Below are 19573 nucleotides of genomic sequence, written 5' to 3'. Positions count from 1 at the left end.
AAGTAGCCCACTCCAAAACACGCAACTTCAAAAAACGTAACCGAGGAACTAGGACCACGGTCTGCAATCCCTCGTTCGCGCAGCGGGTTGGGATTGCGACAGCCTGCGTGCCCGAAGAGTCGGCCTCGTTAAATGCCGGGCAGAACCAATGCGAACCGTTCTAGAGATCGTTAATGAATCACCATTCGATTTCACATCCCGCGCGAATGGCGACACTATCCAATCCCGGTCAACATTGCCTAGCGGATTACTTCTTTATGTAAGACCTGGTCCCACGAATCGATCCCGATCGTCTTCAGGTACTTGTCTGCCTGCAAATCTTCCTCAGGGGTCCCGAGTGCTTGGTATAAAAACCAAATCGGTTTCTTGCCAAGCGGCTCCTTCTCGTCATCCGGGAATTTCCGCAGCCCGATTCTTAACCCACCCTCATGTCGATTGTCGATCCAGTTGTGATATTGCCACGATTTTATCGAGGAGAGGCTCTGTATTTTCTTCCAGGCCAACGCCATTCCCGCAGCTTGGTCTTGCAGTGATTTTTCCGAATAGTCTTTCGAATTGAATCCGTTTTCTGAAAGATGAACGGGCCGCACTTCGCCTTGATAACGCATCTTGGGCAATTTCATGTATGCATCTAATACCTCTAAGTTTTTAGGCGTAATCTTGGGCGTTTCAAAACTGAATGTTGCTTGGTGATCCTCCCAGGTTCTGGGGTTGAACAGGTTTTGCGGATAGGGGTGGTGCGCCAAACCCCAAGGGAAATCTCCTTCGGCTTGGCAAAAACGAACCAGCAGGTCCAGCATTCGCTTGGACCCGTATCCATCTTTGGTTCCCGGTTCTGCCCAGTGATGCGTAAGCGTGATCCACGACCGAGCATAGGGATCATATTGACGAGCAATTAGGTCGGTCAGACGCATCGAGCGTTGGTAGAGATCCATGTAGGTGATGTCGGATTGTCGGCCAGCATTGGTCCACACCCATCCGAAGTCAACTTCGTTGTGCACGATCCAGTGATGGACTCGTCCGTGTTCGCCATTGTCCTTCGACCAGCGTTTCGCCATGAAATTCAAAATGGCTCCGTAGTAGGCAATCCCATCGGGCGACGTAACGGCTGGCATCGCGAACGTGCCACTGGGGTCGGCATCGGGATGAGCCAACAAATGGGCGTCGCTGTCCCCTTTTGATTTTGGGTTGGTGATCAGCAGAATCGCAGAAACGAGTGCTCCATGTTTTTCGGCTTCAAGAAAAGTTTGATCCAGCCCCCGCAGCCTTTTTTCGTTGGCGTAGTACGTTCGTCCCTGCCAATGAATCGGAGTCGAGCCCTCCGTTGGCTTCGTCGATACGTATTGCTGAAGCGCCGCCAAGTTGACGGTTAGTGCGGTGATCCCGAGGTCCGCAATTTCGTTTTCGAGGGAGGGGGCGCGGCGGGCAGACCAACCGCCTAATCCTTTTTTCGACGCCGGTTGCACTTCTCTTAGGTCAGGCGATTCACAGTAGACGGATTGAGCGTAACGCGCGTGGCTAATCGCTTCGTCGCCGTTGGGATTACGACGGAGCAGTTGCCAGCGAGAAGTGAGCCGGTCCAGTTGTCGGTCTTCGAAGGTGATCAATCGTTGCACACGTGTGGTGAAATTGCCTTTTTCGTCGATAGAAACCGCCGTTGTCGATCGGTAAGGTGAGCTCGCCGAGACCAAGGTTTCCATTGGGATTTCGCCAATGAAGACATTGTCCGGCGATCCGCTGACGGTGCCAGAGATCGTAATGTCCTGCTCGCCAACACGGACATCAAGGATCCGACTGTCGAACGACTTCGCTAGGTACGTTTCCAGAGCCTCCGCCGTTGCGACGAATTTTGATTGATTGGAATCCGATGAAAATTCCCCAGCTCGCTTTCGCCGCAAATGGAGGTTGCGAATCTGCAGTTTTGTATCGGGTTTCATGCGTAAATCCCATCGCAACGATTTGGCCTCCGCGATCGGAAAGGTTTCTGATGCGACCAATTCGGCTCGATAAAGCGTAAAGACTTCGCTATGCCCAAATGGCTCAAGTGCAATGGAATGGTCTTTGGCGAACTGGGGACCCGGTAGCAAACGCATCTCCTCCACATCACCCACGCAGAAATATTCAAGTTCCAACACCCAGCTTCCCGCCGTGATCGGCGATTGGGGAGTCACTAACAGCGAAGTGGAATCATGAATTTCAATGGTCCCGTGTTCACTCTTAACGCTTTTCGCGAAGTCGGGTGAAAATGCAGTGACCGTGCACGCGATCGGTTTCGCGGAGTCCTTTTCGTTTGCGGAAAGAATGCAGGCGCAGGCGAGCCCAAGGACGAAAGCTATCGGACGAAGCATGGGAGGCTTTAGAGGTTTTTGAGGGTTTGGAGGTAGGGCGACAGATTGGGCGGGAGACTTGGAGGGGAGAGTTTCCGTGCGACGGTAAAGGACCCTTTTGTGCGGATCCTTTACCAGGAAAGCAAACGGTTCGATCTTTTATTTGCTTTGTTTGGGGGCCGGCTGACTTGCAATCCTTCCGGCAGTTCGTTCGGTAACAGGGTACCAATTTTCGATCAATTGGTTTAACTCTTCGACCCGTTGCGGCCGCTGGGAAGCCAGATTCTTCATTTCATGAGGGTCCTTTTTTAGATCAAATAGTTGAGGCTTGCCATCCTTTGGGGGGAATCTCATTTTTCCCGTATCTCCGTCGTACGTAAGCAATAACTTGTCGTTACCTTGAATCACCCAGCGGTACAGCAGCGAAGCCTGTGGGTTCTGGATGTCCGCGATGTCATGTGCAAAAGATTCGCCATAGATGGTGTCGCGATCGATTGGAGTGTCCTGCTCAAGATTGGGTAAGAGGTTTAACCCCGGAAGATTGGCGGGGATTTTCGCTCCTGCGGCAGCCAAGATAGTCGGCACAATATCGATGCTGCTGCAAAGTTCATTACGCATCGTCGGCGTGATTTTTCCGGGCCAGCGGAACATGATCGGAGTCCGTGTGCCGGCTTCATAGGGGCTGCGCTTGGAGCGTTCTGTGTATCCCTTGCCGTTGGGGTCTTGGATCCAACCATTGTCGGTGACATAAACCACTAACGTGTTTTCCGAAATGCCCTTTTCGTCCAATTTGTCTAGTAACTGCCCGCATGTTTCGTCAAACCAGTCGCACATTGCGTAGTACTTCGCGACCGATTCAGAGCGTCCAGGTTGTGCGTATTTGTTCAGAATGCGTTGAGGAGGATTGTGTGGAGTGTGGGGTAGGAATGGCGCGTACCAAAGCAGGAACGGTTTGTCTTGTTCGGTCGCACTATCAATAAACGCGTTAACCGGGGCCATTCCAGTACGCCCAATTGCTAACCCGTCGTCGCCATGTCGGCCTCCGGGTTTCGGAAAACCTCGAGTCATCCCAGCAGTAAATCCGCCTCGTTGATAATTCCCTTCCCACCATTTGCCAGATTGAAAACTAAGGTACCCCCGTTCGCCTAGCATTTGCGGCAGCGTTGGATGTTGGTCGATGTTGGAAATCAGTAGCTCGCGAGGATCCGTCCCCGTTTGCTGCTGATACATCCGGTTCGCTGCGGTTGCTGCTGGATCATTTCCCGTGATTCCGTTTTGATGGGAATAGAGACCTGTGATTAGGGTCGCCAACGAAGGTCGGCACAGTGCTGTCGGGACGTAGCCACGTTCAAACGTCGCACTTTCTTTTGCCAATTGATCAAGGTTGGGAGTGCGTATTGCTTCGTGTCCCATGAATCCATAATCCGTCCAAGACTGGTCGTCCGAGAGAATCATAACGATGTTAGGAGGGCTGTCGGTTGCCCTCGCACTGGGTAGGAAGCAGGCAACCACCACCGTAAGAATGGCGAATGTTGTATTGTTTTTCATTGGTAAATTGTGTCGGTTTAAGTTTTGGGGGAGGGTATGTTTCTTTGGAGTGGTTTGTATGGGGATGGTCGGTGGGACGCTGGGGAATGTCGTTTTAGTGGGGGCGGTCCGACAGCGGACAGGTCCACGGATTATCTTATTCCATGGTTTCCTGGTAATCCGCAGTATGGCGGGTTAGGGAGCAAAACGATGGAGCACTTCGCCTGTGGCAGTGGTCAACCGAATGTTCCAAATGGTCATGGGGCCCTTTCCGGTCGCCGGGTCAATCCGAATGCCTTCCACGGATTTTTTTGGATTTAGTTCGACCGCGTACTCATGAATCGCACCGTCATGCAGTGCCGTAAACGGGGTGCTGCGGTCGCGGAAGTATGCGGGGACGATTCCGGTTTCTTGCCAGAAGACTTGCCCTTTCCCCGCTGCGTTAGAGATCATCGAAAACCGGAGTGTGAGCTTTTGTGGTGCGACCGGGGTTGGCAATCGTTGGCTGAAATAGGGATCGCCGCCTGTCGATTTTACGATCAGTTTTTTGTCTGCCAAAGTCAGTTCGCTGGTCCCTGCCGGTTGCCACCCAGCAACCGGAGGGCCGAGCGGTTTTTTGACTTTTTGAGAAGGTTTTGAATTTGGGTTCGGCTTGGGATTGTTGCGGATCCTGCCGATGCCTTCCTGTTCGGGACGGTACTTCGCCGGATCAAATTTTTGATTCCGAAGCGGCCGAGCGGCTTGCGTATCGACCAAGAAGTTCTCGATCAACGCATCCATTGCCTTCACGCGTTCGGGATGTTTGGCAGATAGATCATTCTGTTCGCCAATGTCGTCGGCAAGGTTGAACAGTTTGTATCGGTGAGCCCCCGCTTCGCCGCCGTGAAAAATACGGATCAATTTCCAGTCGTCCTGGTGAACGCTGACCGCCGGAGGCATCCAATCAGGAACCGGTGGGTTGTGTGGAAAGTAGGTGAAGATGGCGTCACGATTGAGCGATTTGCCTTCCAACGCGGGGACGATGCTAATCCCATCAAACTTTTGGTTTGGTTGAGGTTCAATCGACAGTCGTTCTAAAAATGTGGGGTAAAAGTCGCTGCTCTGGATCACTTCGTCGCTTCGTGTGTTGGCTGCAACCCGTTTGGGATCGACAACGATGGCGGGACCACGCACGCCTCCTTCATACATTGTCGCTTTTCCGCCTAGCAGAGGATGATTGCTGGTCGGGCTGGTGCCATCGACTTCGTTATACATGTTCCCTCCATTGTCCGAAGCAAACACGATGATGGTGTTGTCCGCAATGTTCAAGCGATCCAAAGTATCCAGAAGCGTTCCAACCGCGTCGTCCATGCTTTCGATCATTGCCGCATAAGTCGGCGAGCGTTGTGGGTTTTTAGGATCGACCGACTGACGATATTTATCGATGATGTTTTGTTTAGCGTCGAAGGGGGCATGCACACTGAACATCCAGTAGTTCAAGAAAAAAGGTTCACGCTGATGCGTTTCCATGAAGGCTACCGCCTCGGACGCCATCCGATCTTCGATATGCTCCGAGGGCGTGTTGGGATCAAAATCAGGGAATCGCCATGGGGCGACATAACTGCCCGCCGGACCGGGCCCTGGCCAGTGAGGAACGTCGACATCAAAGCCGTGTTCAAGAGGCGAATAAGGGGCTGCGCCCAGGTGCCACTTTCCGAAATGGCCCGTGGCATAGCCATTCGCTTTGAACATTTCAGCCAGCGTGTAGTAGTCGGTATTCAGTCGAGACGTTGACCGAGGAGAAGTCGTTTTTTGATTGGGCGGCCCGGTCTGAGTCTCTGTCGCCTTGAGGATGACCTGAGGCAGATGGCAGTTAGGGGTGGTGATCCCTGTTCTTGCAGGGCTTAACCCTGTCAGGATCGCCGAGCGAGTCGGCGAACAGAGGGGGCTGGAAGCGTACGCATGAGTAAATGTCATCCCCCGAGTCGCTAATCGCTCGATGTTGGGGGTCTTATAAAAAGTGGTAGTGCCATAGAGCGTTGTATCACTCCACCCAAGATCGTCCGCCAAAATGAAAACGACGTTTGGTCGCGGCTCTGCACACGTCACGGATTCGGCCGTGAAGCCCGCTGAAAGCCCGGCCAGCACAACCGGCAGGAGAAGAGAACGCAAGGAGAGGCTTGGGGGGCAGTTTTTGGTCACGAGGCGGATCAGAGTAGCAGGTTGGTAGGATTTGCCGGGCAGGCCCCGTAGATCGTAAGGGAGGCCAGGGAAACGTTCTTGGACCGTTTCATTTTAGGCTGACGAACTCGTTTTTTTGCAATCAAAATTGAGTAATTTGACGAGCCGTCTACCGCCGTATTCTATTGGCTAGTCTGAGGGGGGAAACCTCCTTGTCGTTCGCTTGGGGGGGCATCCTAATTGCATGGAGGGGGCGGCCAGAGCCCCTTGTGCGGGTAGCGGGGGTGTGGAAAGTCGCATTCGTTTTCTTCCCGCCTCGTGAAAGGAACGCTCGTTTGAAGTAGGCTGGTAGCTTACAAACTGCCTCTCGTCATACCACTTTGGCTGCCATGACCCGATTGATGTTACTGTTCGTGCTAAGCACGATTTGGGTACCCGCGTTTTCTGCGGATAAGCCCAACGTCTTACTGATTTCTATCGATGACCTGAATGATTGGGTCGGTGTCCTGGGCGGCCACCCTCAGGCTTTAACGCCCAACATCGATCGCTTGGCTGCGATGGGAACGTTGTTTGAGAACGCCCATTGCCAGTCGCCTGTCTGTAATCCTTCACGGGCAAGCATGATGACGGGACGATATCCGCATACAACCGGAATCTATTTCCTTGCCCCTGATTTAAGACAGGCACCGGTTCTTAAAGGCGTCAAAACGTTGCCCGAAGTTTTTGCCGACAACGGGTACAAAACGATGGCAACGGGAAAGATTTTTCACACCGGAGACCGCCGGTTCTTTCAGGAATACCATCCTTCCGGTGGATTCGGCCCACGTCCCGAAAAGAAAATCTCGCAGCCGCACGGGCATCCACTTTGGGATTGGGGCGCTTTCCCTGCAGAAGATTCGATGATGCCCGACCTAAATGGTGCGGAATGGGCTGTGGAACAACTGAAGAAGAAACATGACAAACCGTTTTTTATGGGGGTTGGTTTTTATCGGCCGCACGTACCGATGTACGCTCCGCAAAAATGGTTTGATTTGCACCCTCGAGATAAGATTCAATTGCCGCTCGTACGGGATGATGACCGTGACGACCTCAGTCAGTACGCGATTGATCTGACCAATCTTAAACATGTCTCACCAACCCATCAGTGGATGACGGAAGCTGGGCAGTGGGAGCATGCCGTCCAGGCTTATCTCGCCTCGGTGACGTTTGCAGATTATTGCTTGGGATTGGTTTTGGACGAATTGGAATCAAGCGAGTATTCGAACAACACGATCATCGTATTGTTTTCGGACCATGGATTTCACTTGGGAGAGAAACAACGCTGGGCGAAACGCTCGTTGTGGGAAGATGGGACTCGGGTGCCTTTGGTGATCGCGGCCCCTGGATACAAGAGCGATCAACGTTGCCGTCAACCTGCTGAACTATTGGATGTGTTTCCAACGCTTTTGGATTTGGCTGGTCTGCCAAAGGATGATGCTCAGGAAGGTCAGAGCCTTACCGGGTTAATGAAGAATCCGAAACAAACTTGGAACCATCCGGCCATCACCAGTTTTGGTTTAGGAAATTTTTCGATTCGCTCTGAACGGTATCGATTCATTCAGTACCACGATGGCTCGCAGGAACTTTATGACTTGGACGAAGATCCAAATGAGTGGACGAATTTGGCTTCGTTGCCAAAGTACCAAGAAATCATTGCACAGCATGCAGCGTTCCTGCCAGCCCAACAGCATCCCGTCTTGCCGGGCAAGTCGACCGGACATGATGCGTATGAAGCTGCCAACGCCAACGCTAGCCGATAATTCCACCGGCATATCCGCCGTGGAACGTTATCAGAACCCTCTTACGATTTAGCGGGCACAACCGCTAAATCGTTGTTTGCCGAAGCACGTTCGATCCGTTCGCTTGCTTCCTGTTGGTCATTCTCTTTCTCTGCCAGCACCTTGTTCTCTTTTGGGTCCTGCGGGGCCTGTTGCAGATCGATCAGCATGGGAAAGTGATCGGACCCTACGTTGGGTAGACGCTTGATTTCACGGATCCGGAAATGAGTCGAGTGAAAGATGTGGTCTAGCGGAAAACGCATCCACCAGTGATTAGCGTGGAAGGTACTGAACAGGCCCCGCCCGCGCCTTGGATCCAGTAAACCGCTTATTCGTAGGAACAATCGTGTTGTCTGCGACCAAGCGACGTCGTTCAAATCGCCACCAATGACAACGGGCCCTTGGTAGTTTTCTAGTTCCTTCGCCCACAGGACCAGCTCTGCGTCTCTAGCTGTTGCATCGTTGTCCCGAACCGGCTCCGGAGGTCGTGGATGGACTCCGATCACGCGTACCTTCCCGCCGCTTGCCAATTCCACCATGGCGTCAATCGAAGGAACATCGTTTTCCACCAAGAACCGTATTTCGTGAGTCTCTATTGCAAGTCGCGATAACAGCACCATGCCGTAGTAGTTGTCCTGCGCCTGAACGATTTTGTACGGAAACCGATCGGACAGTGCCTCCATCTCGTTAAGCCAGTGTTGGTCGGTTTCTACCGCGATGATCACATCTGGATTTGCAGAACAAATGACCTCTCGCCAGCAATCGTATGATCGATTCTCCATCTGAACGTTGGAGACAATCAACCGCAGGTGACGATCGTTTACGATAGCCGAATGCCGTACTTTTACGGCGGCGTTTTGGGCCTGATTCGCAGCGATCGGCGTGTAAGGAAAAATCCGACATGCATGCCAGACAACCAAGGTGGCCGCAACACCGACAATCAGGCAACGCATCAAGAGAGTTGCGGGGGCAATCCACGAATGGACCGCGAAGTGAATCATCACGATCGCCAAAACGATCGCCACAATTTGGACGCGAGGGAAGTCCCAGCCTCTCACCAACCAATGCGGATTGCTGCTTAGACTGAGCAGGGATCCTGCGAAAAGAGCGACGATTAGAACTAGGAAAATCGTGTGCATGGTGTTCAAATTAGCTTTGGTTCGCGTAGTGGGAACCGCCAGAAATTCACTGGTCGGAGGCCTGCGTCGCTACGGAATAAAGTAATGGCAGCAACAACCGTTCCGTTTACTGAATTGCTTCGTGTCGGACCAAGGTTTGCAACTGTCGTTGGAAGCTGGTCTTCCGCGCTATTGAGCTAACGATCCGTAAACAATCGCTCGGCTCCGACGACACCCTCAAAGATCCGTTTTTCCAGTGCAACGTCATCGGAGGTGCTGTGGAGAACGGATACGTCACCGGTTGTCTCAAACACAACGGCTTTGACTTGCGTAAAATTCAGGGCGTTGGCTTCTCTTAGTTTCCCGAACAGGTCGCTCTCGGTCATGTTCGCCAGTTCAAGGTTTTTCTCGATGATTTCGCCGTGGTTCATCAACAGCAGTGGTTCATTGTCCACCAGCTTGCTGACGAGTTTCGATTTGCGACGAGCATTGGCCAAAGCCCACTGGGCAGCGAACAGACATAACAGGGCGAATAATCCGGCCAGAAGGGTCGGGTTGGGAGCCGATACCGTTGCACCAAACAAGGAACCAACCGCGATCGTCATCGCAAAATCTGCCGCCGACATCTTTGAAAAACTTCGCAGCCCCGCAATTCGCGTGTAAATCAAGATCGCCGCGTAGACGATGACTGAAGAGAGCAGAATCATTGCCAGTTGAGTGGTCGAAATGGAAATCCATTTTTCAAACATTGGTTTCCTTTTGGGGGAGAGTTTTCGTGCGGTAGTTACGGCGTCGGCAATCGAACTCGATAAAACGTCTATGTCGTCGTGAAGGAACAAAACGTCTTAAGAGCAAAGCTCACGCCAAATCGAGGGCGGCATGGGCTTTGCAACCTCTCCTGCACCGTATGGGCAACGGTGAAAGTACCGAGCCACTTCGACGATCCTTCAAAACGCTGAAAATGACTTATAAACGCATCGCTGCCTACGCTGTCCACTGTTTGACCGTCTCGGGGATTGTCCCGGCGGCGTTGGCCGTTATGGAAATCGCAAGCCCGACCTGCGATCCCCGCACGGTGTTCCTTTGGTTGTTGTTGGCAACGGTGATCGATGCTGTGGACGGGCCGTTAGCGCGAAGATTCCATGTCAAGCACTTCGCGCCAAATATCGATGGAAGAACGATCGATGACCTGTTGGACTATCTAACCTTTGCTTTCATTCCCCTGTTGCTGATCTGGCGGATGGAATGGTTGCCTTCGGGGTTCGGTTGGACGGTAATGTTCGCCATGGGAGCCAGCCTGTTTGGTTTCTCGCACAAAGAAGCGAAAGACGAAGCCAATGGCTTCTTTCGTGGATTTCCATCGTACTGGAATGCATTTGCACTCTACGCAGGTGTCTTCACCGCGATGGCTTCCCCATGGCTGACCGCGATTGCGATGTGGGGGTTGACCGTGCTGACAGTGGCTCCCGTCTGGATGATCTATCCGAACCTCGCACCAAGAAAGTGGAAGCCATCGATCATGATCGGGGCGATTCTGTGGGCGGTCACGATGCTGGCCATCTTGTGGGATTACCCACACCCGCTTGTCTGGCTATTGGCTATGTCGCTCGCCTACCCTCTGTTTTATGCGATTCTGTCGTGGCAACTAAGGTTGCGAATCGCAGGCAAACGATCGACGTGATCGGTTTTGATGTTTAGCCCTAGGCTGTGAAATTATCGGTGTCGGCTTACGCCCTTAAATTGAAGCGTCGATGGTTCATCAACAGGTCGCCCTTTTGATCACTTGCGCGAATAGAAGGTTGCGTGAAAGAATGACAAAATGCGAAGCAAGTTGTTGTCGTCGGAATCAAACGTCGATTAAGTCGAGAGCGATAGGTTCCCCTGCATCGGAAACCACCATGTTCTTTGCCAGAGGGAATTGATGGGAACGACTTTCTAAGAAGTGCATTAAGTAACCGGCGGTATTCGGGAACACGACCAAATCGCCTCGACGCACTCCCGTTGGGAATTTCAAACGACGCAATGACAGTAGCTCAGATTCGGTGCAGTAAGCTCCCACCAAAAAACCAGTCATCGGGTCGCTCGTACCCTCCCCCGTTGGCAGCAGGATCGGATCGACCAAGAAATCGTCGCTGGACGTTCGGCATTGAGTACGGTTCATCGCTAAACCAATCAACCAATCTCCTTCCGCGTTCTGTTTGCGAAATTCGACTTTGGCTACCGTCATGCCGCATCCGTCCATCAGGCTCCGTCCCGGTTCACAACGCAGCTGAATACGCGAATTACGCAATTTCGTTGCAACGGTCTGCCCGCCGATTTCTGCGTCCAGGATGGATGCCAGCCAGTCAGCTCGCACTGGGGTTTGGTAGTAGGGATAGCTATTCGGTTTTCCGACGATCCTCCCTTCTGTCTGTTGGCGTCCCAAGTGGTGGTTGCGATAGGTGATGGATTCGCGTTGGCCTAGCAGGGCTTTTTCATGTTCTTGCCAGAACATTTCCCATTGTTGTGCCGAGCGCAAATAGCTGATCGGAAAGCCGCCTCCGATATCAAGAAACGCAGGGGAATGTCCCAGGTCGCGCAAAGCCTGGATCCACTCCAGCGATTGGGCGATGGCGTTGACACGTTGGCGTGCGTCGTAGCCGTCAAGATGGAAGTGAATTCCCTGAACGCTCAATGGTAGATCGGATAATTCGGCAAGTAGGGTGTTGTCGCGATCGACATCAAACCCGAACCGAGTCGGAAGTTTCTGTCCTTCGTGCCGAAATCCTCCAAGCCGCAGGGCGACGATTGCTTGACACGCGAGCCTGTTGGCTTGATCGACGATAACGTGTAATTCGTCACGATTGTCGACAGCGATACAAATAGAGTTTTTCAAGCACCGTTGAATGAGCGAGTCGCTCTTAACTGCGGCCGTACAAATAATCTGGCTGGCTTCAACCCCTTGGTCGATCGCCTGTTGGATTTCGTTTTCGCTTGCAGTATCGATACCGGCACCGCAATGGTTTGCTTGGTCGACGAATGCCAAACACTTGTTCGATTTCCGGGCAAAGAAAACCTTGAAGTCAAGGTTTCGCTCCGCAGCGACTTGGTTCAGTTGATCCAAATTCGATCGCATTGGAGCTGTTGAGATCAAGTTGAGTGGTGATCCATGTTCCTCGATCAATCCAGGCAGATTGTCATCACTAAAAAAATCTGTCATCCATTCTTCGACAGACGCGTCCAACGGGAGTGTACCTCTGCAGTGACGACGCCAGGCAACGAGGTCCGTGGAGCGTGTCTGAGCTTGTTTGGTAACCAGCATGGAATTTTGTTCTGTTCGATAGAAGGAGGACAGCTAGGTTTATGTTTTAATGGCAAGCGATGTCGCCACGGTTCGCGCCCAGTTTTCGATGTGATCATGCAAGGTTCGAGTCAGGGTGTCATTGCCGATCACCCATCCCTCGGTCGCCCGTCCGAAAACCGCCAGCCCGTCGACGGATCCCGTTGCATACCCATTGGCATCCACCATGACACCGCCGCACGTCGGATCGGTTATTACCAAACCCGCTTCGATCAATTGCATGAGGGGGCCGTTCTCTGCAAGTTCGTGGGGCCCGGCGATGACGGCATTCACTGTCACATCAACCTCCGAGATTTGATCGGCGTCGGTTCCTAGCGTGACGATTCGTTCTCGCATCAATGTCAATAGACGGCCAACACTTTCTGCCGGCGGACCGAATGCGATTCGTTCCATTTCCCGGGCGGTGTCGGCGAAGGATCGCCAGCTTTTTTGTGTCAGACCGCCACTGCCGACCAATCGGACAAGTTCGGGATAGAGCCTTCTCCAGGTGTCTCCGAGGGCAAATGGTATGTCGATCGGCCGTTTGCCAATTGCCACTGCATAGGACTGCAACATCGCGCGGCGTGCAGATGACGCATCTATTGAGTAGCGCGACCACCCGCGATACCAATTGCAAACCTCATTCGCCGTTGCTGGTGTTCCACTTTGAGCAAGCAAGTCTGCCGCGGCTTCGGCGAGCACCGGCCAGATATCACGATGGAAATTTAGGGATCCATGGTCGCGTTGTAACGCGTTTAGTTGATCGCGAAACGGCGTCCAGAATGCGTCGGAAATAGGCTCGACTTTCGCCGTGGGTTTTGCCAGCATCGGGCGTCCTGAACGTGAACGCAATTCGATGGTGCGGGGTTCTTCGTCGCAGCGTATGTATCGTGGTAAGAACCCATCGTCTACAAAAACGCCTCCACGGGCTTCCGTTAAAGTCAGCACGGCATCGATTGCGGTCAGTCCGAACCCACGGACAAGGACTCGGCTATCGGCTGGCACCCGCGTGACGGAAAGGTTTGGATTGGCGGGTAACGCGGGAATGTCCGCAACGCCCGCATTTAGGGATGGCGAGGTGCGAAGCCCCTCATGCCCCGTCGTTAGTGCGACTTCGTCAAAATAAAAAGTGTCAGCATCGGTTTCGACGACAAACTGTGAACCATCGTGCCGAATCCGTTTGACGTGCGAGGGGATAATCGCGAAATGGTCGCAGGCGTCGAAACGCTTGGTGACCTCCTGAAAGCATTGCTGTATGTATTCTCCAACAATGGCTCGCGGAACAAATGCGTCGGTGCTTGCGGATTCCGGATAATGGCTCGACAACCAGCCGGTTAGCGAATGAGTGCGGTCCGTCTGCTGATTGGCCGAGGACTTCCAAAAGTCAATGTTTCGATTCGCAAAGTTCATTCGCAGCGTGTGCGACTGCGACGGATCGTAAACGCCACCGGCTCCCGGGACGCTGGACGGTTCGAAAACGGTCACGCCCAACCGTTGCATGTGGGCGTTGTCGCCCTGTCGGGAGAGCGCTTCCAAACATTGCAGTCCGCGGGGGCCGCAGCCAATAATCCCGACGCGAAGAATCGAATCGTTGTCCGAATTTGGCTCACTCCATTCCGACTGATCCGTTGTCCGTCGGCTGGAAGTTTTCGAAAAATCAGTGGCTTCGCTTGGTCTTTGCTTTTGTTGTGGGCAAGACGATTTTTCTTTGTTTTCCAGAACGCTGCTTGAATTGAAATCACGGTCCAGAGTTTTCATGTTGTGATCTCCGCATTAACATTGTCAGAGGGGTTGTTTACCAACCAGGCCAGCTTCGACGGGGCACAACCCAGCGAAGCTTCGACCCAGTGGTCGTTGAACACTGTTTTCAAATAGCGTGAGCCAGAATCATGCAGGATTGCGACACAACGCTTGCCGGAAAATTCCGCTTTCATTCGGTCAACGGTCATCAAGACGCCTCCGGCAGAACCGCCAACAAGCACAGCCTCGCGGTCGGCGGCACGGCGGCAACCAATCACGCAATCAAGGTCTGTGACCCGGGCAACGTGATCGAAAGATTGCCCCGCCGCTAACGCGGGTTCTTTTCCTGCACCCAGCCCGGGGATCATCCGAGGTCCCGCGGCACCGCCGAAAAGCACGCTGCCGCTGGAGTCGACCGCGACAACGTCGACGTTGCGACCTCGTTTTTGCAAGTAGTCGCGACAACCTTGTGCGGTGCCTGTGCTGCTGGTAGCGACGAACAAGGCATCGAAGTCGCCCTGCAGGGCTTGGTCGATTTCGCGAATGGTTCCTCGAAAGTGAGCTAGAGGGTTGTCGGGGTTTGCATATTGGTTGGGCCAATAGCTCTGCGGTGTTTCGGCAATCAGCATGCGGACTCTGGCGATGCGGGCAGCGAGATAGTCGCCGTCCAGCGGTTCCTTGACCAGTTCGATCTTCCCGCCAAGTGCTTTGATGATGTCCAAATTTTGCCGTTGTGCTCGCGGATCGACCACACAGATGAATTTTAGTCCGTGATAGCGGCAGGCTTGTGCCAGTCCAATGCCCATGTTCCCCGATGATGATTCAATAATGGTGGAACCTCCATGCACGTCTCCGCGCCGCAGGGCTGCCGACAGCATTTGTGTCGCCGGGCGATCCTTGGCACTGCCGCCCGGGTTGGCAGATTCCAGTTTGACCAATAGATCAACCGTGTCATCTCCAAGGAATCGCTTGAACCGAACAAGGGGCGTCTGCCCGATCGAATCAAGCACACCATTGGCGATCGTTGAGAGATGCGGCGTCATTGAGTTTACTCATGCTGGAATGAAAGGTTTCTTCCACAAGAGCAATCACTAAGAGCAATCACTGTGCCAATAGATTTGTTTTACGAATCACTTGTATCGTTTCTCAGCGAACGTCACGAATCGAAGCCTCTTCGAAGGGGCGGCGATCGAGGGCGGCTGCGACAAGTGGCCGGTCTGCCAGCAGGCGTGAGAGCAACCTGGACAAAATAAGCAAAAACGCTAGTTGTTGGCCTTCGTTCGTTAAGAAATCTTATCGTTGTTTGCGGTTGCCCGAATGGCTAAGATGTGGGTTAATCGATTTCACTAAACAACTAGTCCTGCAATAAGACGGATTGAGGAAAAGATGAAGAAGCTATTTGTATTGACGATGGCGATGTTCCCTTTTGTGTTGGCTGCATCCAGCCAAGCTGAAGATTTGGCCGTGGAAACGGTCATGCAAGGTCTGCAGAATCCATCCAGCGTCAGTTTCAGCCCCTCTGGCGATTTGACCGTTTGTGATTCTCGTGGAACGGTTGTGTTGTTGAAGGGAAAAGAAGCAACCAATTTCCTGAGTGGCTTTGACACCGAGTTTTGGAAGAGCGACGACACCGGGAAAAAGTGGTATGGCGTCGGCCCGCTGTCGGCAATCTGGGTTGGTGAGACTTTGGTCGTTACCGATTCCGGTAAGGTGGATGGTGAAGAAACCCTTTTGATGTTTAGCGGACCAGGCAAAGCCGACGCAGGGATTGCAACCAATTCGGTCGGTCCAACCAGCGACGATGAAGCGGACAAAGGTGAAGGCAATCTAACGGGGCTAAGTGCTTCGCCAAACGGCAAACGAATCTTCGTTTGTGGCCAAGGGTACGATGGAAAATCATGGGTCTTGTCAGCCAATCCCGAAACCAAAAAACTGAAACCCCTGTTGTCCGCTGATGACAATGGCATCGAAACCAATTCACCGATGCAAACGGTCTTTGGGCCAAAGAACACTTTGTATGTTCTTTACTCTGGTAAGGGTGGCGAAGCCGATGGGTTGATCGTTCAATGGGATCTAAAAACGAAGAAGCCTATCGCCCAGTGGAAGTTGCCCGGTTTGATCAATCCAATGGGAATGGCTCACATCGAAGGAAACCGATTTGCCGTGGTTGAAAACAATTGGTCATTGACCAAAGTCAATCAAGGGCGTGTCGTGACCGTCGAACTTGGCGAAGATGGCAAGGCAACCGTTACTGAAACGGGAGTCAAATTGAACGGACCGGTTGCCTGTGCTTTTGGCCCAGACAATCGCCTGTACGTTTCTCAGATCGGCGAACAATTTGATGCCACCGCAGGCAGCGTTGTCGCGATCAAAGGCGTGAAGTAGTCACAGACCTCTGTGCCCAAAGAAAAGAGTGCTCTTCGCGATCTTTATGCGAAGAGTACTCATGGGTAGTAATCGAGTGGATGTTGATGCGTCATCCCGCATGCATTGGGATCGCGTCAAAGTTGCTGCAGAACTCATCGAACGCCTTCCTCTTCCAAGCCGTGAAGAGGCAAGGCGTTTTTGTTTTGGGCAACGTTCAAAGCGAAACGCCAACCTGCAGTTAGTGCAGATTAAAGGCTTCGCAGAGTTCATCGATGACTTTGGTAGGCATCGTTGATACCGCCCCAATCGATTTGGCATTGATGACCGCTTCGGCGGTCGATTCTAGGACTTCCAGCCGATCGAATGCATCCAGCACGCTTAAACCTGTCACCAGGACTCCATCGTTTTCCAGAATGGCTGCGGGGTTTCTGGCCGAGATGAAATCGGCGATCCCGCCATCGTCACCGTACTGGACTCCGTAGTCTGCTCGTTTTACATCGCGTAAAAAGACGTAACTTTCCGGGATGGTGCGAACGTCCAGCGGAGTTGCCGTCGCGCTGAATGCGGTTGCATTGACCGGGTGGGCAAAAACGATGGCCTGAACATGAGGGTGTTTCGCATAAATAGCTTGGTGAGCCCGAGCGGCTCGGCTGGCAAGTTTTCCAGCTTCGCGACGATCGCCATCGACCAAGACAAAGTCGTCGGCTTGAAGCAGTTCACGGTCCATCTGAGTGGGGGTGATTAAAAACGACTGACCATCGACTCGGGCCGAAAAACTACCTTCGGTACTGATTAGCAATCGTTGCCGGCAGCCTCTGCGGACGAAGTCGCATAGTTGTCGGCGAAGTTCTTGCTCGCTCGCCGTGGCGACCCCCGGGTCATAAGACTGGAAATCAACACCACGCTGCGCGGCCGCTTCCAATTGGGTATCGCTGAGGTAGCGAACCTCCCCCAGTTGATTTGCTTTGACAAGTGTTTTCCCCGCGAACTCAAACGCTTCGAATCGCTTGAAGGCGGATGCCAAGCAGTCGCCGCCAACGACGACGCCATGATTTTCCAAGATCACACTGTCGCAGCCTTCCGAGAATGTTTCCGCGATACTTTGACCGAGAGCCTCGCTACCGGGGCATGCGTACGGTGCAAAGCCCACCTTGCCGCAAACGCTATGAGCCTGATGAAAGAGCCGCGTATTGGGCGCCAGTTGACAGATGCTAAACGCAACCAGGGCAACCGGATGAGCGTGGACGATCGCCTTGATATCGGGGCGGGCGGCGTAAATCGCTTTGTGGAATGGGAATTCGGAGGAAGGTGGGTGAAGGCCTTCCACTTCCCCGTTTGGTTTTACGCAGACGATGTCGTTGCGAGTCAGATTGCCCTTGTCCACACGGGCGGGGGTGATCCAAATGTTTCCCGCTTCATCACGAATCGAAAGATTACCGCCGGACGTCGTGGTCATCCGGTACCGGTAGATGCGATCCATCGTTCGCATGATTTCGTCACGTGGATGAACTAGATTGCGGGGCATATCGATACGACCAGTACGGAGTGACATTGTTGTGTTGCGACGACTAGGTTTGCCGGAATCGGCAAGGCGACGTCCCTTGGAAGGTTAGAGACCGTCCAAGGAACGCTAGCCGTGGGACTTGCTGTTACAGAGGTCGGACGACCGATGTGCTGCGGTAATAATCCATCAGAGTTTCCACCGATAGGACGCCGCCACCCATTCCGCTCTTATTCACTCCGCCATAAGGAACGCCTTGGGCAAAGACATTATGAGCGTTGATCCAGCTATTGCCGGCGATCATCGCTTCGGCGACACGTGCCGCACGATCGTTGTCGGTGGTCCAAACACTATTGGCCAAGCCGTACTGGGTATCGTTGGCCATCGCGATTGCTTCTTCTTCGGTGCTGAACTTCGCCAAGTAAGCGACAGGCCCAAAAATTTCTTCCTGTGCAGCAACGTTGTCCAGGGTCCCTGCCAGCAGTGCTGGATTGACATAATTTCCTTCATATCCCTCGACGGTGGCGGCACCTCCGCCGTAGATACATTCCGCTCCGCCAGCTTTGCCTTTTGTTTGGTAGCCAAGGACGCGTTCGCACTGCTTGGGATTGACGACAGGTCCCATCTGACTGTTGGGGTCAAGTGGATGACCGATTTTCACATCCTTCATCAATTTGATGCACTGAGCGACAAATTCGTCGTAGATGTCTTCTTGAATCAACCAGCGAGTCGCATCGCAACAGACCTGTCCGCTGTGGAACGTGATTGCCCCGACAAGGGCTTTTGCCGTTTCCGCGACATCGACATCGTCGAAAACAACCGCTGCCCCTTTACCACCCAATTCCAATTTGACTGGAATGAGATTGCGGCCGCATGCCTCGCCGACCAACTGGCCGACTTCTGGTGAACCGGTGAAAGACATCCGCTTGATGTTCTTGTTTTGGGTAAGCGCTGCCCCGGCGGTCGCCCCGCGTCCGGTGACTACGTTGATGACTCCGTCAGGAACGCCAATCTCTTTTGCTAGTTGTGCTAGATATAGCGCCGACAACGAGGTGTCTTCAGCCGGTTTGATCACCACGGTGTTTCCGGCCGCCAAAGCGGGTGAAATTCCCCAGCCGATCAAAAGAAACGGAAAGTTCCAAGGGAAAATGAAAGCACATGCACCCCAGGGCTGCTTATAGGTCCAAGCATCGTATCCTGGCGAATCCAGTTTTGTTCGCGTTTGGACTTGATCGGCCAGACCAACAAAGTAGCGAAGGGTGTCGACGAAGTTTTGAACGTCACCTGCAGCTTGAGCCTGGATCTTGCCGGCGTCCAGCGATTCAATCTGAGCAATGATCGGTTTGTGTTTTTCAACAGCCGCAGCCAACTGCAGCAAAATTTGACTCCGTTCCGGTTGTGTCAATCCGGACCAAGCGGGGAACGCTTCGTTGGCGATGTCAACGGCGCGATCGATCTCACTGGCGTCCAAATCATGGATTTCAGCAATGGTTTCGCCAGAGCCAGGGTCAAGTGTTGGAATCAACTTGCCAGACGCAGCTGGAAACTCTTTCCCACCAACGAAACTGGCGAAAGGACTCTTGTTCAGAAAGGCTTCCACTTCGGGAAGCAATTCGAGTTTAGCGATGACGCTCATTGGTTGACTCCGTTTGGGATGTTGATTGATAGATTAGCCCCTCAATTTAACAGACTGGCTG

The 19573-nt window shown here is 53.0% G+C and carries 13 protein-coding genes; 3 read left to right on the top strand and 10 right to left on the bottom strand.

Features of this window, described 5'->3' with window-relative positions; genetic code table 11:
• Positions 1–239 precede the first annotated feature (239 nt).
• From FF011L_RS17760 to FF011L_RS17750, 3 genes are all read right to left on the bottom strand, one after another.
• Positions 240–2348 carry a DUF5722 domain-containing protein gene (locus FF011L_RS17760; RefSeq protein WP_145352930.1) on the bottom strand — a complete coding sequence of 703 codons (2109 nt, stop codon included), beginning with the start codon at positions 2346–2348 and terminating at the stop codon, positions 240–242.
• Positions 2349–2486: 138 nt separating this feature from the next.
• Positions 2487–3875: a sulfatase family protein gene (locus tag FF011L_RS17755; protein ID WP_145352929.1), complete on the bottom strand. Its 1389-nt coding sequence runs from the start codon at positions 3873–3875 to the stop codon at positions 2487–2489.
• 174 nt (positions 3876–4049) lie between these two features.
• Positions 4050–6005 (bottom strand): sulfatase, encoded by a 1956-nt coding sequence (locus tag FF011L_RS17750; protein WP_246109483.1) that lies wholly within the window; start codon positions 6003–6005, stop codon positions 4050–4052.
• Positions 6006–6403: 398 nt separating this feature from the next.
• Here FF011L_RS17750 and FF011L_RS17745 point away from each other — a divergent pair, with 398 nt between their 5' ends.
• Entirely contained in the window at positions 6404–7813 is a 1410-nt protein-coding gene (locus FF011L_RS17745; RefSeq protein ID WP_145352927.1) for a sulfatase, read from the top strand.
• 41 nt (positions 7814–7854) lie between these two features.
• Here FF011L_RS17745 and FF011L_RS17740 read toward each other — a convergent pair whose 3' ends face one another.
• Positions 7855–8970, bottom strand: a complete 1116-nt coding sequence (locus tag FF011L_RS17740; protein WP_145352926.1) for an endonuclease/exonuclease/phosphatase family protein — start codon at positions 8968–8970, stop codon at positions 7855–7857.
• Between the two features lie 176 nt (positions 8971–9146).
• Positions 9147–9698 (bottom strand): DUF421 domain-containing protein, encoded by a 552-nt coding sequence (locus FF011L_RS17735; protein WP_145352925.1) that lies wholly within the window; start codon positions 9696–9698, stop codon positions 9147–9149.
• 212 nt (positions 9699–9910) lie between these two features.
• Between FF011L_RS17735 and FF011L_RS17730 the strand changes: the two genes are divergently transcribed.
• Positions 9911–10630, top strand: coding sequence for a CDP-alcohol phosphatidyltransferase family protein (locus FF011L_RS17730; protein ID WP_145352924.1), 720 nt, complete (start codon positions 9911–9913; stop codon positions 10628–10630).
• Between the two features lie 165 nt (positions 10631–10795).
• Here the strand turns inward: FF011L_RS17730 and FF011L_RS17725 are convergent, their stop codons facing one another.
• The 3 genes from FF011L_RS17725 to sbnA form a co-directional block, all read right to left on the bottom strand.
• A complete protein-coding gene (locus FF011L_RS17725; protein ID WP_145352923.1) occupies positions 10796–12148 on the bottom strand; it encodes a Y4yA family PLP-dependent enzyme in 1353 nt (450 codons plus the stop codon).
• A gap of 141 nt (positions 12149–12289) precedes the next feature.
• A complete protein-coding gene (locus FF011L_RS17720) occupies positions 12290–14026 on the bottom strand; it encodes an FAD/NAD(P)-binding protein (RefSeq protein WP_145352922.1) in 1737 nt (578 codons plus the stop codon).
• Positions 14023–15051 carry a 2,3-diaminopropionate biosynthesis protein SbnA gene (sbnA, locus tag FF011L_RS17715; protein WP_145352921.1) on the bottom strand — a complete coding sequence of 343 codons (1029 nt, stop codon included), beginning with the start codon at positions 15049–15051 and terminating at the stop codon, positions 14023–14025. The genes FF011L_RS17720 and sbnA overlap by 4 nt, the downstream gene beginning before the upstream one ends.
• Before the next feature lie 343 nt (positions 15052–15394).
• On the opposite strand from sbnA, the gene FF011L_RS17710 reads away from it, so the two are divergent.
• Positions 15395–16393 carry a hypothetical protein gene (locus FF011L_RS17710; RefSeq protein WP_246109482.1) on the top strand — a complete coding sequence of 333 codons (999 nt, stop codon included), beginning with the start codon at positions 15395–15397 and terminating at the stop codon, positions 16391–16393.
• Positions 16394–16613: 220 nt separating this feature from the next.
• Here FF011L_RS17710 and FF011L_RS17705 read toward each other — a convergent pair whose 3' ends face one another.
• Positions 16614–17900: a class II aldolase/adducin family protein gene (locus FF011L_RS17705; protein ID WP_391560880.1), complete on the bottom strand. Its 1287-nt coding sequence runs from the start codon at positions 17898–17900 to the stop codon at positions 16614–16616.
• 124 nt (positions 17901–18024) lie between these two features.
• Positions 18025–19512, bottom strand: coding sequence for an aldehyde dehydrogenase family protein (locus tag FF011L_RS17700; RefSeq protein ID WP_145352920.1), 1488 nt, complete (start codon positions 19510–19512; stop codon positions 18025–18027).
• Positions 19513–19573 lie beyond the last annotated feature (61 nt).

The organism is Roseimaritima multifibrata (assembly GCF_007741495.1).
Taxonomy (GTDB): domain Bacteria; phylum Planctomycetota; class Planctomycetia; order Pirellulales; family Pirellulaceae; genus Roseimaritima; species Roseimaritima multifibrata.
The sequence above is the reverse complement of the archived record's forward strand: the minus strand, read 5'-3'. Positions and strand labels throughout refer to the sequence as shown.

What these genes read in the sequence shown, in the direction of transcription:
- FF011L_RS17735 (WP_145352925.1), bottom strand. Translation starts at nt 9,698, where the DNA reads ATGTTTGAAAAATGGATTTCCATTTCGACCACTCAACTGGCAATGATT.
- FF011L_RS17700 (WP_145352920.1), bottom strand. Translation starts at nt 19,512, where the DNA reads ATGAGCGTCATCGCTAAACTCGAATTGCTTCCCGAAGTGGAAGCCTTT.
- FF011L_RS17755 (WP_145352929.1), bottom strand. Translation starts at nt 3,875, where the DNA reads ATGAAAAACAATACAACATTCGCCATTCTTACGGTGGTGGTTGCCTGC.
- FF011L_RS17760 (WP_145352930.1), bottom strand. Translation starts at nt 2,348, where the DNA reads ATGCTTCGTCCGATAGCTTTCGTCCTTGGGCTCGCCTGCGCCTGCATT.
- FF011L_RS17720 (WP_145352922.1), bottom strand. Translation starts at nt 14,026, where the DNA reads ATGAAAACTCTGGACCGTGATTTCAATTCAAGCAGCGTTCTGGAAAAC.
- sbnA (WP_145352921.1), bottom strand. Translation starts at nt 15,051, where the DNA reads ATGACGCCGCATCTCTCAACGATCGCCAATGGTGTGCTTGATTCGATC.
- FF011L_RS17725 (WP_145352923.1), bottom strand. Translation starts at nt 12,148, where the DNA reads ATGACAGATTTTTTTAGTGATGACAATCTGCCTGGATTGATCGAGGAA.
- FF011L_RS17740 (WP_145352926.1), bottom strand. Translation starts at nt 8,970, where the DNA reads ATGCACACGATTTTCCTAGTTCTAATCGTCGCTCTTTTCGCAGGATCC.
- FF011L_RS17745 (WP_145352927.1), top strand. Translation starts at nt 6,404, where the DNA reads ATGACCCGATTGATGTTACTGTTCGTGCTAAGCACGATTTGGGTACCC.
- FF011L_RS17710 (WP_246109482.1), top strand. Translation starts at nt 15,395, where the DNA reads ATGAAGAAGCTATTTGTATTGACGATGGCGATGTTCCCTTTTGTGTTG.
- FF011L_RS17705 (WP_391560880.1), bottom strand. Translation starts at nt 17,900, where the DNA reads ATGCCCCGCAATCTAGTTCATCCACGTGACGAAATCATGCGAACGATG.
- FF011L_RS17730 (WP_145352924.1), top strand. Translation starts at nt 9,911, where the DNA reads ATGACTTATAAACGCATCGCTGCCTACGCTGTCCACTGTTTGACCGTC.